The sequence below is a fragment of the Undibacterium sp. WLX3042 genome, assembly GCF_049544825.1.
In the GTDB taxonomy this organism is placed as follows: domain Bacteria; phylum Pseudomonadota; class Gammaproteobacteria; order Burkholderiales; family Burkholderiaceae_D; genus Undibacterium.
This window is the reverse complement of record NZ_CP186698.1, coordinates 2,113,814-2,128,284: the sequence shown is the minus strand read 5'-3', so window position 1 is coordinate 2,128,284 and position 14,471 is coordinate 2,113,814. Positions and strand designations below refer to the sequence as shown.

The 14,471-nt window shown below is 51.1% G+C and carries 12 protein-coding genes; 9 read left to right on the top strand and 3 right to left on the bottom strand.

The window, feature by feature from the left end; translation table 11 throughout:
• The first annotated feature begins 5 nt into the window (after positions 1 to 5).
• The 8 genes from flgE (at position 6) to flgL (ending at position 9,357) form a co-directional block, all read left to right on the top strand.
• On the top strand, positions 6 to 1,358 hold the full coding sequence (gene flgE, locus ACPAOP_RS09660) for a flagellar hook protein FlgE (protein ID WP_423681960.1): 1,353 nt from the start codon (positions 6 to 8) through the stop codon (positions 1,356 to 1,358).
• A 54-nt stretch (positions 1,359 to 1,412) separates the two neighbouring features.
• Positions 1,413 to 2,153 (top strand): flagellar basal-body rod protein FlgF, encoded by a 741-nt coding sequence (gene flgF, locus ACPAOP_RS09655; RefSeq protein ID WP_423707799.1) that lies wholly within the window; start codon positions 1,413 to 1,415, stop codon positions 2,151 to 2,153.
• 72 nt (positions 2,154 to 2,225) lie between these two features.
• The gene (flgG, locus tag ACPAOP_RS09650; RefSeq protein ID WP_423681962.1) at positions 2,226 to 3,008 is read left to right on the top strand and encodes a flagellar basal-body rod protein FlgG; all 783 of its coding nucleotides are present in this window, start codon (positions 2,226 to 2,228) and stop codon (positions 3,006 to 3,008) included.
• Between the two features lie 22 nt (positions 3,009 to 3,030).
• The gene (locus ACPAOP_RS09645; protein ID WP_423681963.1) at positions 3,031 to 3,693 is read left to right on the top strand and encodes a flagellar basal body L-ring protein FlgH; all 663 of its coding nucleotides are present in this window, start codon (positions 3,031 to 3,033) and stop codon (positions 3,691 to 3,693) included.
• A gap of 78 nt (positions 3,694 to 3,771) precedes the next feature.
• Positions 3,772 to 4,842: a flagellar basal body P-ring protein FlgI gene (locus tag ACPAOP_RS09640; RefSeq protein WP_423710002.1), complete on the top strand. Its 1,071-nt coding sequence runs from the start codon at positions 3,772 to 3,774 to the stop codon at positions 4,840 to 4,842.
• Between the two features lie 9 nt (positions 4,843 to 4,851).
• Complete coding sequence (flgJ, locus tag ACPAOP_RS09635; protein WP_423681965.1) at positions 4,852 to 5,772, top strand: flagellar assembly peptidoglycan hydrolase FlgJ; 921 nt, start codon at positions 4,852 to 4,854, stop codon at positions 5,770 to 5,772.
• 116 nt (positions 5,773 to 5,888) lie between these two features.
• Positions 5,889 to 8,135: a flagellar hook-associated protein FlgK gene (gene flgK / locus ACPAOP_RS09630; RefSeq protein WP_423681966.1), complete on the top strand. Its 2,247-nt coding sequence runs from the start codon at positions 5,889 to 5,891 to the stop codon at positions 8,133 to 8,135.
• Positions 8,136 to 8,142: 7 nt separating this feature from the next.
• Positions 8,143 to 9,357: a flagellar hook-associated protein FlgL gene (gene flgL, locus ACPAOP_RS09625; RefSeq protein ID WP_423707798.1), complete on the top strand. Its 1,215-nt coding sequence runs from the start codon at positions 8,143 to 8,145 to the stop codon at positions 9,355 to 9,357.
• A 53-nt stretch (positions 9,358 to 9,410) separates the two neighbouring features.
• Here flgL and ACPAOP_RS09620 read toward each other — a convergent pair whose 3' ends face one another.
• The 3 genes from ACPAOP_RS09620 to ACPAOP_RS09610 all read right to left on the bottom strand — a co-directional run bounded on the left by ACPAOP_RS09620 (position 9,411) and on the right by ACPAOP_RS09610 (position 13,609).
• Positions 9,411 to 9,677, bottom strand: coding sequence for a hypothetical protein (locus tag ACPAOP_RS09620; protein ID WP_423681968.1), 267 nt, complete (start codon positions 9,675 to 9,677; stop codon positions 9,411 to 9,413).
• A 173-nt stretch (positions 9,678 to 9,850) separates the two neighbouring features.
• Positions 9,851 to 12,109, bottom strand: a complete 2,259-nt coding sequence (locus ACPAOP_RS09615; RefSeq protein WP_423707797.1) for an OPT family oligopeptide transporter — start codon at positions 12,107 to 12,109, stop codon at positions 9,851 to 9,853.
• 207 nt (positions 12,110 to 12,316) lie between these two features.
• The gene (locus ACPAOP_RS09610) at positions 12,317 to 13,609 is read right to left on the bottom strand and encodes an MFS transporter (protein WP_423707796.1); all 1,293 of its coding nucleotides are present in this window, start codon (positions 13,607 to 13,609) and stop codon (positions 12,317 to 12,319) included.
• 235 nt (positions 13,610 to 13,844) lie between these two features.
• Between ACPAOP_RS09610 and ACPAOP_RS09605 the strand changes: the two genes are divergently transcribed.
• Entirely contained in the window at positions 13,845 to 14,468 is a 624-nt protein-coding gene (locus ACPAOP_RS09605; protein WP_423681971.1) for a PolC-type DNA polymerase III, read from the top strand.
• Positions 14,469 to 14,471 lie beyond the last annotated feature (3 nt).

Sequence of the window (14,471 nt, the reverse complement as noted above, 5' to 3'; positions counted from 1 at the left end):
AAATCATGGGTTTTCAGCAGGGTCTTAGTGGATTAAATGCAGCGTCGAAATCACTGGATGTGATCGGTAACAACATTTCTAATGCGAATACAGTCGGTTTTAAGCAGGCGCAAGTTCAATTTGCTGATGTATATGCCAATTCTTTAAGTGGTGCATCTGCGAATGCTGTTGGGATCGGTGTACGGGTCTCGACGATTGCCCAGCAATTTACTCAGGGTAATATCAGCTCGACAAATAATCCGCTTGATACAGCAATTAACGGTAACGGTTTTTTCCGAATGGTAAAAAACGGTGCAGTCACTTATACCCGTAATGGTCAGTTCCAGCTCGATAAAAACGGCGGTCTGGTCAATGCGCAGGGGCAGCAACTGACCGGGTATATTGCAAATGCAGCGGGCGTCCTTTCTACCGGATCAGCGTCGCCCATCACGATTAATACTGCGGATATTTCACCTGCACAAACAGCAAAAATCAGCGGCGTAATGAATCTGGATTCGCGTGAATATGTACCAGGTACGCAATTGCCGGTGACCATTCCTCCTACTATCACGCCGATCGCTTTTTCTCCGACTGATCCGACCTCCTACAATAAATCGACGTCAGTAACGGTGTTCGACAGCCTGGGTAATTCACACGTCTTACAAACTTACTATGTACGTGTCGATCCGGTCACGACGCCTCCGGCAACCGCTGGCACCATCGAATGGAACGTCTTTGCGACCGTGGATGGCAATCCCTTTAACGCAGCAGGTGCTTTGACACCGACAGGTACGACACCGACGCCGATCGGTAAGCTGGCATTTGACAACCTGGGTAAGCTGACGGGTGCGATTCCCGCATATGCTGCCACTGATCCGCGCGCTCTGCAGATGATTGTGCCTGTCGCTTCCGGCGCTGTCACACCGATCAATACGACTGCGAATATCAAATTTGATTATACAAATTCGACCCAGTTCGGCTCGGATTTCAGCGTCAGCAGCATGAAGCAGGATGGTTATACATCAGGCAAATTATCAAAATTTAATACCGCCAAAGATGGCACGATCGTTGGTAGCTATACCAATGGTCAGACGAAAGTCTTAGGTCAGGTTGTTCTGGCGTCATTTACCAATTCCAACGGTTTGCAATCCTTGGGTGATAACCAGTGGGCAGAGACTTCCGAATCTGGTCAGCCGCTGGTTGGTCCACCAAATTCAGGCGGTCTCGGTGTGTTAACTGCGTCTGCGACTGAGGATTCCAATACAGACCTTACGGGTGAGTTGGTCAATATGATCACGGCACAACGTGTTTATCAGGCGAACTCACAAACCATTAAAACGCAGGATCAGATTTTGCAGACGATTGTGAATCTGCGTTAATGACTTGAATGAAAACAGATATTGAATTGGGTGTGAGCGTGTCGGGAGGTAGTAATGGATAGGTTGATTTATACAGCGATGACGGGTGCCAAGCATATTCTTGAGCAGCAGGCGACGAATGCGCACAATCTGGCCAATGCGACGACCACAGGTTTCCGTGCCCAATTGGATTCATTCAGGGCAGTGCCGGTGCAGGGTGCTGAGTTGCCGACCCGCGCTTTCGTTGTCGATGCAACGGTCGGGACGGACTTTTCCACAGGTAGTCTTCAAATGACCGGACGTGAACTGGATGTCGCGGTTCAGGGCAAGGGGTGGCTGGCGGTGGAAAAGCCGGATGGTACCGAGGGCTACACTCGCAGCGGTAGTCTGAAGTTAAGTGAAAACGGTGTTTTGCAAACGCAGAATGGCTTAAATCTGATCGGCGATGGTGGTCCGATTACGATTCCGCCGGATGTGTCGATCGCGATCGCGAAAGACGGCACTGTCTCAACCGTGCCGATAGGTTCTAATCCGAATGCGGTGCAGGTGATCGGTCGCTTAAAGCTGGTGAATCCGCCGGAAGAAAATCTGGTGCGCGGCGACGATGGATTTTTCAAAACGAAAGACGGTAGTGTTGCCGATGCGGATGCCGCGGTCAGTGTTGCCGGAGGCATGCTGGAAAACAGTAATGTCAGCGTGGTGGAATCGATGGTGACCATGATTAATCTCGGCCGGCAATTTGAAATGCAGATGCGCCTTTTGCAGAATGCGGAGAATAACGCGGCAAAAGCCAGTCAGCTCCTTAGTTTGAGCTAGTCGTTTCAGGCGCACAATAACCGGTAACAAATTACGCTGTTCACTACGCCGCATGGCGTGCAGGAGAAATCGATGATACGTTCACTCTGGATCGCCAAGACTGGCCTGGATTCACAGCAGACACAAATGGATGTGATTACCAATAATCTGGCGAACGTCAGCACCACCGGATTTAAGCGCTCACGTGCAGTTTTTGAAGATTTGCTGTATCAGACAATACGTCAGCCTGGTGCGCAAAGTTCCCAGCAGACGCAACTACCGTCTGGGTTGCAGTTAGGCACGGGTGTACGTACAGTCGCAACCGAGAAAATTTTCACACAAGGGAATTTACAGCAGACCGGTAATGCCAAGGATGTGGCCATTCAGGGGCAGGGCTTCTTTCAGGTGCTGATGCCTGATGGCTCCACGGCATACACGCGCGACGGCTCTTTTCAGATGGATAGCCAGGGACAATTGGTGACGTCGAGCGGCTTTGTGATTCAGCCTGCGATCACCATTCCTGCCAATGCGCAGTCCATTACTGTTGCGCGTGATGGTACGGTTTCTGTCACGCAGCCTGGTTCGAGCGCGCCGGTACAGGTTGGTTCCATTCAGCTAGCGACGTTTATCAATCCCACAGGCTTACTGGCGCTGGGCGAAAACTTATACGCAGAAACGGCCGCATCCGGGAATCCGGGAACCAATACACCGGGAACAAATGGTGCAGGTTTACTGATGCAAAATTTTGTCGAGACCTCGAACGTCAATGTCGCAGAAGAACTGGTCAATATGATACAGACTCAGCGTGCTTACGAGATTAATAGTAAGGCGATTACGACCTCGGATCAGATGCTGCAAAAATTGACGCAACTCTGATTGTTAACCAGTTGAGAACATCATGAAGGCTTTATTTTTATCTGCCACTATCGTGTTGTCGCTGACGGCGTGCTCAGTCACTCCGCCAGCCATCGTACATCAGCCGACATCGCTGCCGGCACAGTCCGCCAAACCGCATAAAGAAATTAACGGCGCGATTTTTCAGTCTGCGAGCTATCGTCCGTTATATGAAGATGCCAAGCCGAGAATGGTTGGTGATGTATTGACAATTGCCATCAGTGAGAGAACTTCGGCAGCAAAAGGTAGTGCCAGCTCTTCCAGTAAATCGTCAGGTTTGTCACTGGCAGCACCAACCGTTTTTGGTGTTCCGTCTTCGACCACTGCAAAGCTCGGCCTGAGTACGAACGGGTCCTCAAAATTTGATGAGAAAGGCGCAGAAACGGCCAGCAACAGTTTTACCGGAACGATTGCTGTGACTGTCATTGATGTTTTGCCCAATGGTAATTTGCTGGTCAGTGGTGAAAAGCAGCTTGCCTTTGATAAGGGTGCTGAGTTTGTCCGCTTCTCTGGTGTAGTTAGTCCGCAGACAATAGCTGCAGGAAATGTTGTGCCATCGACGCAGGTAGCCGATGCGAGATTTGAATACCGTTCGACAACGAGAATTGATAAGGCAGAAGCTAACTCGATGCTGACGCGTTTCTTCCTCAGTTTTCTTCCTATGTAAGAAACTGAAAAGAGGTTAGATATGAAAAAAATTACGCAGTTGCGGTCGTCGCTTTGTACGTTGCTTATCAGTCTGACGATGGGGATGACACTGACGGCAGAATGTCAGGCAGAGAGGTTAAAAGATCTTGCCGGTATTCAGGGCGTTCGTCAGAATCAGCTGCTGGGTTACGGTCTGGTGGTCGGTCTTGATGGAAGCGGTGATCAGACAACGCAAACGCCCTTTACTGTGCAAAGTATCGTCAGTATGTTGCAGCAGATGGGGGTTGCTCTACCTGTCGGCACCAGTCTGCAGTTAAAAAATGTCGCAGCGGTCATGGTGACGGCGTCGCTTCCGCCATTCGCGCAACCAGGACAAGCACTGGATGTGACGGTGTCTTCGATGGGAAATGCGAAGAGTCTGCGTGGTGGTACGCTGCTGATGACGCCGCTGAAAGGTGCGGATAATCAGATTTATGCGATGGCGCAGGGCAATGTGCTGGTTGGTGGTGCCGGCGCTTCCGCGAATGGTAGTAAAGCGCAAGTCAACCATCTGAGCGTAGGACGTATTTCTTCAGGAGCGACAGTGGAGCGGGCGGTTCCCAGTTCAGTGGGGCAGGGCAATACGATACAGCTGGAATTGAATACTTCCGATTTTTCCACGGCGAGCAGAGTCGTCGATGCGATTAACCGCCGCTTTGGCCCGGATACAGCGGCTGCACTGGATGGGCGAGCGATACAGGTGAAGGCGCCAGTCAGTCCGGATCAGCGGGTCTCATTTTTAGGTGCGCTGGAAAGCCTGGATGTGACTCCTGCTCAGACTGTAGCAAAAGTGATCCTGAATGCACGGACTGGTTCTATCGTCATGAATCAGGCCGTGACGCTGGATTCCTGCGCTGTTGCACACGGAAATCTTTCTGTTGTCATCAATACCGATAATGCGGTCAGTCAGCCAAATGCATTGGCAGCAGGTCAAACGGCAGCAACAGCGAATTCAGGCATCAGCATCACCAAAGATGCCGGGCAGTTAATGATGCTGAAAGCGGGCACATCCTTGGCCGATGTTGTGAAAGCCTTGAATGCGATAGGTGCGACACCTCAGGATTTGCTGGCGATTTTGCAGGCGATTAAAGCCTCTGGTGCTTTGCGTGCAGAACTTGAGATTATTTAAGGAAGCCTCATGATCGGTCGTGCTGATCTTTCGGATAATAAATTAGCTTTCGATAGCAAGAGCCTGGATGGTCTCAAGCAATCCGCGAAAGATAATTCTCCCGAATCAATCAAAGCAGCAGCCAAGCAATTTGAGGCGCTGTTCATGAATATGATGCTGAAGTCTATGCGTCAGGCAGGTGGGCAGGACGGCCCATTTGACAGCGAACAAACCCGGACCTATACGTCCATGCTAGACCAGCAGTTGTCACAATCGATGGCAAACCGGGGTATCGGTTTGGCGGACGCCCTGGTACGGCAACTGACCAATAATGCTGTGAGCCAGGCTTTGCAATCGGAGAATGGCGCAGGCGGAAATGACCTGGGTATCAGCGGAAACATTGCAGGTAACGCCAAAGGCATCAGCTCCTATCTGGATAACCTGAAATTTGAACCGCAACCGGCGGCTGTGAAAAGTAATTTCTCTGGACCGGCGCATGTTCGCGAATTTCAGGAAAAATTAAGCGCTGATGCTGAGGCTGCAAGTAAGGCTACAGGGATTCCGGCGAAGTTCATGTTAGGACAGGCTGCTCTCGAGAGTGGCTGGGGCCGCCGTGAAATTAAAACGCTTGATGGCAGTACCAGTCATAATATTTTTGGTATGAAGGCCAACAGTAAGTGGAAGGGGAAAACGGTTGATGCGGTAACAACGGAATACGTCAATGGTGTTGCTTACCGTAAAGTTGAGAAATTTAAAGCCTACGACTCCTATGCCGATGCGTTTAAAGACTATGCGAAGCTTCTGACAAAAAATCCTCGCTATGAAAATGTGATTGCGAATGCCAAAGATGCAACCAGTTTTGCTGTCGGTCTGCAAAAGGCAGGCTACGCAACTGACCCGCAATACGCAAGTAAACTGACTAAAATAATCAAACAGACAATGGCGACTTAAGCATCAATGCTGCCGGCTATTGCTTGTTATTTTTATCATATTAAAGTTTTTGGGTTTTTCACCGAAAACATCAAGGTGATAGCTGAACAAAGCTCAAATAATCAATAGGTTAAATTATGGGTACAAATATTCTGAATATCGGGCAAACTGCATTGGCCGCTGCCCAAATGGGAATTAGTACCACGGGACATAATATTGCCAATGCCGGAACGCCAGGCTATAACCGTCAGGTCGTATTGCAATCGGCAAATGCGCCGCAGTTGCTCGGCGGTTCTTTTGTCGGACAGGGCGTTTCTATCAGCCAGATACAACGCCAGTACGACGCATTTATCAGTCAGCAAGTCAATGCGACGCAGACCACCAAGAATCAGGCTGACGCGTATTATTCTCAGATTCAACAGATCAATAACCTGATTGCAGATCCCACGGCTGGTGTAACACCTGCTCTGCAAGAATTTTTTACGTCGATACAAAACCTTTCAGCAAGCCCGAACGGAACCGCCGGTGCGGCAGCACGTCAGGCCGTTTTATCCAGTGCACAGTCCTTAGCTGGCCGTTTCAATAGTTTGCAGACACGTCTGGATGAAATACGTGAGAACGTTAATGGTCAGATCGGCGGTGCGATCAGTCAGATCAATACCTATGCGACGCAGGTCGCGAGCCTGAATGAGACGATAGCGAAATCGGTCAGCACCACAGGTTCGCCTCCAAACGATTTGCTGGATCAGCGAGACCAGTTAATCACTGAGATGTCGAAATACACCAAAGTGACGGTGATTCCTCAGGATAATAAATATAATGTCTTTATCGGTAACGGCCAACCTCTCGTATTAGGAGGCGTCGTTAATCAGCTCGAATTGAGCGTCTCTAAAACTGACTCGACCAGAGCTGAAGTGTCCTACTCGGCTAACGGTACGTCTGTGCAAATTGCGGAAAATGGTTTGCCGGGCGGTGTGTTAGGTGGTTTGTTTGATTTTCGTGCGAATACATTGGATCCGGCGCAGAATGCGATCGGTCGTGTTGCTATCGGTATCGCGACTGCGTTCAACGAGCAGCATGCACTGGGGCAGGATTTAAATGGTGCTACTGGCGGAAAGTTTTTTAACATTCCTCAGCCGATCACAACACCAAGCACATCAAACACAACCAATGCTGATGTTAACGCGACTATTTCCGATGTCAGCGCCCTGACAACCAGCGATTACCGTCTGCAGGTAACCAGTCCCGGAAATTACCGCATCATCCGTGTCTCGGATGGGCAGACCCAGACCGCGACATCACAGCCGATCAGAGTTGACGGTATCACGATGGAATTTCCGCAGCCGCCGGCTACGCAGCCCGCGGCTGGTGATGAATTTTTGATCCGTCCAACTCTGGCTGCAGCAGCCGGTTTTTCCGTGGATATGATTGATCCATCAAAAATTGCGGTCGCTGCGGCAATCAAAACAGCTGCACCGACAACGAATATCGGGAGTGGAAAAATTTCAGTCGGTACTGTCGATTCGGCTGTCGCGAGTGCATCAACCTCGGCGACTGCCACGATCAGCCCGGTTAAAACGGATAGTTCTTTCTCCGCTTCTTCTGTCACGCCACCGGTAACACTGACGTATTCAGGTGGTTCTTTGACCGGGTTTCCAGCCGGAGTCAGCGTTTCTGTGACCGTGGGAGCGACAACGACGAATTATGCTCCTCCTGCGACAGTACCATACACAAACGGGGCAAAAATCAGCTTTTCTGGCATGAATTTCACGATCCAGAACAGTTCTGGTGCACCGGCAAACGGGGATACTTTTACTGTATCGCCGTCTGTCCCTGTTGCAGCATCCAAGCTGACTTTCAATTCCGCCGGTAACACCCTGACTGGATTCCCTGCCAATGCAAATGTGACTGTCACCAGAGGGACAACATCAACAACATATCCGGCGGGAAGCGCGGTTCCTTACTTTGATGGCGCAACTTATAGCTACTCAGGTACAAGCTTTACTTTATCCGGCACGCCGTCAAACAGCGATGTTTTTAATATTTCGGCAAATGTGACGGGCTCTGGCGATAACCGGAATGCTCTGCTGTTGGCGGGAATACAGACAAAAAACAGCATGGTTGGCAGCACCACGACGATACAAGGTGCTTATGCGCAATTTGTAAGTCAGGTCGGCAATAAAACCCACGAGTTGGGAATCACGACAGCATCTGAAGCAACCCTGCTGAAAAATGCAACCGACAATCAGCAATCCATCTCTGGCGTGAATCTTGATGAGGAAGCCGCCAATTTACTTAAATACCAGCAGGCATATCAGGCTGCCGGTAAATTGATGCAGATTGCCAGTCAGTTATTCGACGCAATACTGGCCATCGGAAGGTAGGTAATATATGCGCATCAGTACCAGTATGATCTATGAGGGCGGTGGTTCCCGCATCAGCGATCTGCAATCTTCTCTGAACCGTACGCAACAACAGATTGCTTCCGAGCGCAAGATACTCACGCCAGCGGATGATCCTATCGGTTCCGCACGTGCTTTGGTGATCACACAGGCAGATGCAATCAATGAGCAGTATGCCGTGAATCGTGGGAATGCTAAAGATAACCTGCGTATGGCTGAGAGTACTCTCGGCAATGTCACGACGACGCTGCAAAATCTGAAGACCCTGATTGTCAACGCCGGTAACGGTACGCTGAACGATAAGGATCGCGGTTACATTGCGGTTGAAATGCAGAGCAATCTCGATCAGTTGTTAGGCCTGGCAAATACAACCGATGGCACGGGTGCTTATTTGTTCTCCGGCTTCTCAACGACTACCGCACCTTATACCAAGACGATTAATGGAGCTGTTTATAATGGTGACCAGGGACAACGGTATCTGCAAGTCGAAACATCCCGTCAATTGCCTCTGAGCCCCCCCGGAACGCAGATTTTTGAAAATATCCGTACCTCGCCGGGTCAATTTAATGTTGTTCCGAATCCATCAAACAACGGGCAGGTTGTGGCTGCCGTCAGTATCAATGCGCCGACAGCGAATGCATTGACTGGTCAGAATTACGATATTGCATTTGACTCAACCGGTTTGAATTTCACTGTTACGAACAAAACGACTGGCGTCGTCGTTGTGCCCAGCACTCCCTACACCAGTCCGGCCACGGTGACGGTGGATGGGATGGACATCACGCTGACCAACACACCGAGTGCTCCGGGACCGGGAGATCATTTCAGTGTGCAGCCGGGTAATCAGAACATTTTTGAAACGCTGACTGACATTATTAATGCGCTCAACACGCCGGCAACGACCAGCAGCGCGAAGAAAGACCTTGCTGCTGCATTGGCTCAGGGAAATAATAATCTGGATGCGTCCTTGAGTAATGTACTAACTGCACGTGCGCAGTTAGGTGCAAGTCTGAAGGAAATTGATGATCTGGATAGTTTTGGTTCAGCCAATTCGCTGAATTACAAATCAGCATTATCGGATATTCAGGACTTGGATTATGTGAAAGCGCTGACATCCCTGTCGCAGCAGCAGACGACTTTGCAGGCAGCGCAGCAATCATTTGTGAAAACTGCCGGACTGTCATTGTTTAATTACATTAACTAAGTCGTTTTTCTGCTCATTATTTTTTAAGGTGTGTCTCTGTCAGATCGGCAGATTCACACCTTTTCCATTTCTTCTGAATCAAGAGCAATTACATGGGTCTGCAGTAGGCCGCGCTCATCGTGCCATTCCCGCATGACGCATGGATAACCATCTTCGTCCAAGTCGATGACTTTAAAAAATTGCCCTATCATCGATTCAATCAAGATGCGTTCGTCTTCCGGGAAGTTATTGATAAATTTTTTACTCAAGGTGACGATGCGGACGATATCGCCAATGGCGACGGTTTGATTTTTGCAATCGGTGACAGGTGTGGTGGACATGAATGTTTGATCAAATTAAAGGCGTATGCATTGTACTGGCAAACTTCTGCTCGAAGAAGTCTGCTGCCTGCTCTCATGAAAAAAGGACTTAAATCCCAGCATGGATTTAAGTCCTTTTTTATTCTGTCGCTACTCGTTTCCGAGCCTGCGAAGTCAGGTTGGATCAGTCTGTTTCAGTTTGCTTTCACATTCTTTTCACGGGCAACCAGATACAGGGTCAGAATGATGACTGCATACGGAATCAGCGTTAATCCATTCGCGTAAGCACCTTCAAAGAATGGATTATGTGCAGTAGCCCAGTCACCGATCGCTTTGTCGAATCCTGTCAGGATACCGGCGGTAAACGCAATCACGATACCTGCCAGTGCGCCACCGGCAATGTAACCGGAGGAAAGCAATACACCGGAACTGCGGTCGCCAGCGGCCTGCATTTCTTCCGCGTTCAGCGACTTATATTGATCAAGTTTGTTGTTACGGCGGTCCACCAGCCAGCGTATCATGCCACCGATAAACAAAGGTGCGGACGAAGACAATGGCAGGTAAACGCCGACTGCAAAGGCCAGCGAAGGAATGCCCGCCATTTCCAGTACCAGTGCGATCATCACGCCAAACAAGACCAGCGTCCATGGTAGTTGCTGATCGAGTATGCCCTTGATGATGTAAGACATCAGTACGGCTTTCGGCGCATCATATTTCTTGACTTCCGTGCCGTCAGGACGTTTGTTGTAAGCACCGTTGATACCCGGATCAACCAGATACACGGCTTTGCCGGTATTATCGACCAGATATTTACCTGCCGGGCCGCCAACCGTATCGGTTTTGTGCCAGACTTTGTAACTCGCTTTATCCTGCTCTGCCTGCGGACCTTGCAAACTGGCGGTTTCCGTCAGTTTGCTGGCGTCGGTGCTCAATGCCGGTGCGACCTGTGCGGCAGGGACGTAGACGGTACCCGCATCATTTAGTTTCAACAGAATAGGACCGAGTATCAGCGCTGAAGAAAGGGCTCCGGCCAGAATCGCGTATTGCTGCAGGCGTGGCGTTGATCCCACCAGATAGCCGGTTTTTAAGTCTTGCGAAGTCGTGCCGCCATTGCTCGATGCGATACAGACAATCGCGCCGACCGACAAAGCAGTAACGTAATACTGACCACCAGTCCAGCCCATCAGCAAGAAAATCAGGCAAGTGAATAACAGCGTGGCCACTGTCATGCCGGAAATCGGATTAGATGAGGAGCCGATTTCACCTGTCAGGCGCGAGGAGACGGTCACAAACAGAAAACCGAATACCAGAATCAGCAAAGCACCGAGAAAATTCATGTGCAATGGTGTGGCAAAGGTGATGATGGCAATGATGGCAAGCGCGCCGATCACAACCCATTTCATCGGAATATCCTGATCCGTGCGCAATGTCGCAGCAGCATCATTTTTACCATTGCGCATACCAGCCAGACCCGCCGAAAGGCTGCGCCAGATGGTTGGCATCGCACGCACCAGGCTGATCAGACCGCCTGCCGCAACGGCACCGGCACCGATGTAAAGAATATACGAGCTGCGGATATCATGCGGGCTCATCTCGCTGATGAGTTTGGTCGCCGGTGCCAGAGGCGTTAGCAGCGCATCGCCAAAAAATTTGATCATCGGAATCAGCAGCAGGTAAGACATGACGCCGCCCGCAGCCATCACGGCGGCGATACGCGGTCCGATGATGTAGCCAACGCCGAGTAATTCTGGGGACACTTCCGCGCCCAGGGAACCAGCTTTGAGCGGTGCGCCGAACGTGACTTCCGGTGTGTCTTTCCAGCCTTTAAATGCAACGTTCGCAATTTTGTACAGCAAGCCTATGCCGAAACCTGCAAAAATAATTTTAGCGCGGCGGTTGGCATCGTCCTGTGCATGCGGGTTGCTGCTTTCTCCGGACGCTTCGCGTGAGGTATCGGTCGCTGCGGCTTTCAATACTTCCGCGCATGCCGTACCTTCAGGATATTTCAGTTCGCCATGTTTTTCGACGATCATTGTCCGGCGCATGGGAATCATCATCAGAATGCCCAGCAATCCACCGAGACAGCCGACCAGCATCACGCGCGAAATTTCCAGATCAAAACCCAGAATCAGAATCGCCGGCATGGTGACACCAAGACCAAATGCCAGCGACTCACCTGCAGAGCCGGCGGTCTGCGTAATACTGTTTTCAAGGATAGTTGAATCTTTACCACCGAACTTGTTAAACAAGCGGAACAGCGTGATGGCGATGACAGCGACCGGAATCGATGCACTGACCGTTAAGCCGACTTTGAGCACCAGATACAATGAAGAAGCACCGAAGATCATGCCGAGAATGACACCCATGATTAAGGCGCGCGCGGTCATTTCCGGTAGCTGTGCCGATGCCGGTATGTACGGCTTGAATGAAGAAGCTGACGTTTCTTTTGGCATTGAATTACCTTTTTTATTGTCAATGAAGAGCCCGTATTGTTTGATTCCCCCGGGCCCGCCTGAAATCACTGATCGTTAAGACATTTTCTTAAACGATAAGCAATGAACACCGATCGCGCATTATCACGCTTTTTTTCTTTTCTGCGCAATCGTATGCGCACCGTGTCTGAAAATATGTCTGTAACGCCGCATCGTCAACACAGCTGCTCATAACGATTGCCGTTCTTCCTGTGGGCTTAAGCTCGGTAACACGCTGATGCCGCGAATAATCGGATTGCGCCACGCGAATGCAGCCAGTATCAGAGCTGTGGCGCCAGCGAACGCCAGCGAATAATGCAGGCCGGCGTGTTCACCCATCCAGCCGCCGATCAGCGCACCTGGGCCAGCTGGTAACAGGATCAGCCAGCGCATGGTACTGGTCATGCGTCCCAGCATAGGTTCAGGAGTCACGGCCTGCCGCAAGGCGAGAAAATTAATGAAAATCAGCACCGCGCCAACGGAATAACACATCAGCATCAGCGCGAATGAGACAATACCCCATTGATTGGCCGGCGCGATGGCTAGCAAACTCCAGCCGGCACCGCAGATCGTGATACCCAACACCATACATGGCCCCGGTCCGATTGCGCGGCTGATGCGGTAACCGTAAACGCTGGCAAGAATGGTACCGACGCCCATGCCCATGTAACTCAGGCCGACAGTCTGCTCGGAGAGGCCGAGCGTACGGGTAGCATATAAAATCTGCACAACCAGCGCTGCGTTGTAGCAAAGTTGCCAGCCGCCGACGGTCGCGGCAAGCGCCAGTAATAAAGGTTTTTTAGCGACAAAATGAATACCGGCTCTCAGGTCTCGCCAGAAAGCTGAATCCGTCGCAACCGGCCGGTGTTCGGTGACGTTGATGCCACGCAGTATGATTGCCGAGCTGATCAGCAATGCAGCATCGGCGATCAAGGCGACCGGTGCACCGAGCAATTTGATCAGGGCGCCGGCGGTTGCTGGTCCGGCAACTTCAGCACCGGAAGTCGCCAACGCATTTTTGGCATGTGCTTCGACCAGACGTTCCCGCGGCACGATTTGCGTGAGAACGATTTGTGCAGCGGTTCCCGCCATGGTATTGACCATGCCAATGATGAAACCGACGACATACAACCAGCGCATGCTCACCAACTCCAGCCACCACGCCACCGGTACGCTGACGACGGCCAATCCTATGATAGTTTCGCCAGCGATATAGACCGGCAATTTGCGCATACGGTCAAGCCAGACCCCGGTAGGCAGCGACAACAATACAAACGGCAGCGTTTCCATCATCGTCAGTATGCCCATCTGGCTGGCGCTGGCATTGAGCATCACCGCGGCGGTCAGTGGCAACGCCAGCATAGTGATCTGTGCGCCGAATGAGCTGATCAGTATCGACGTCCACAGGCGACGGTAGATCCGATCCCGTAACAGATCGTTGGCTGGCAGTGAAAATCGCTTTTGTAAAAAATTTTTGCGCATGAGTGGCGTCGGATTTTGTTTTGTTCACACGATAGTCCGGGACATGGTCGTGCAGACTGAGATCATCACATGCGGCACCGCGGTCATCCGCGATTACAATGTAGGACATCGGTACTGGGGATGCCGTCGTTTGCATTTTTAGCGCTGGTAGCCAGCATGCACAGGCATATTAGAGGTGTGCAGCATGAGGATGGTAGATATTTTTACGCAGTTTTAGTTCCGGTGAATAAGAAATATGTTTGCACAAGCAATAGTGGTAATCGACTTTGAAACCTCGGGCATGAGTCCGGAGCAGGGGGGGCGGGTGACCGAAGTGGCGGCTTTACGCGTGGTGGGGGGCGAAGTCGTTGACCGCTACGTGTCCCTGATTAATTGCGGCGTACGTATTCCGTATTTCATCACTGAGCTGACCGGTATCACGCAGGCCATGGTGGATCAAGCTCCGGCTGTCACAGAGGTGATGCCGGCGCTGGTGGATTTTATCGGTAACGATACTCTGGTCGCGCATAACGCGAGTTTCGATGAAAAGTTTCTGAAAGCCGAAAGTGATCGTCAGGGTTTGTGGCCCGAACATGATGGACTGGTTTGTTCAGTCAAGCTGGCGCGGCGGATTTTTCCGGGTATGGAGAGCTATTCACTGGGGCGGCTCGCGTCTGCACTCGGCATCCGTTTTCAGGGCGCTGCGCACAGGGCAGAGGCCGACGCCGAAGTCACTGCCGCGCTGATGCTGCATGTGGCAGAAGAGTTGCGCCGTCGTTATGCGGTGGCGGCGATTGATCCGCAATTACTGATTGCGGTGAATCAGCTCAGCGCTGCCAAGGTGCCGGCATTTTTGCGGAAACAGTTTGCCCTCGCGTAAGCT

What these genes read in the sequence shown, in the direction of transcription:
- ACPAOP_RS09615 (WP_423707797.1), bottom strand. Translation starts at nt 12,109, where the DNA reads ATGCCAAAAGAAACGTCAGCTTCTTCATTCAAGCCGTACATACCGGCA.
- flgL (WP_423707798.1), top strand. Translation starts at nt 8,143, where the DNA reads ATGCGCATCAGTACCAGTATGATCTATGAGGGCGGTGGTTCCCGCATC.
- flgK (WP_423681966.1), top strand. Translation starts at nt 5,889, where the DNA reads ATGGGTACAAATATTCTGAATATCGGGCAAACTGCATTGGCCGCTGCC.
- flgJ (WP_423681965.1), top strand. Translation starts at nt 4,852, where the DNA reads ATGATCGGTCGTGCTGATCTTTCGGATAATAAATTAGCTTTCGATAGC.
- ACPAOP_RS09645 (WP_423681963.1), top strand. Translation starts at nt 3,031, where the DNA reads ATGAAGGCTTTATTTTTATCTGCCACTATCGTGTTGTCGCTGACGGCG.
- ACPAOP_RS09605 (WP_423681971.1), top strand. Translation starts at nt 13,845, where the DNA reads ATGTTTGCACAAGCAATAGTGGTAATCGACTTTGAAACCTCGGGCATG.
- flgF (WP_423707799.1), top strand. Translation starts at nt 1,413, where the DNA reads ATGGATAGGTTGATTTATACAGCGATGACGGGTGCCAAGCATATTCTT.
- ACPAOP_RS09620 (WP_423681968.1), bottom strand. Translation starts at nt 9,677, where the DNA reads ATGTCCACCACACCTGTCACCGATTGCAAAAATCAAACCGTCGCCATT.
- flgG (WP_423681962.1), top strand. Translation starts at nt 2,226, where the DNA reads ATGATACGTTCACTCTGGATCGCCAAGACTGGCCTGGATTCACAGCAG.
- ACPAOP_RS09640 (WP_423710002.1), top strand. Translation starts at nt 3,772, where the DNA reads ATGGGGATGACACTGACGGCAGAATGTCAGGCAGAGAGGTTAAAAGAT.
- flgE (WP_423681960.1), top strand. Translation starts at nt 6, where the DNA reads ATGGGTTTTCAGCAGGGTCTTAGTGGATTAAATGCAGCGTCGAAATCA.
- ACPAOP_RS09610 (WP_423707796.1), bottom strand. Translation starts at nt 13,609, where the DNA reads ATGCGCAAAAATTTTTTACAAAAGCGATTTTCACTGCCAGCCAACGAT.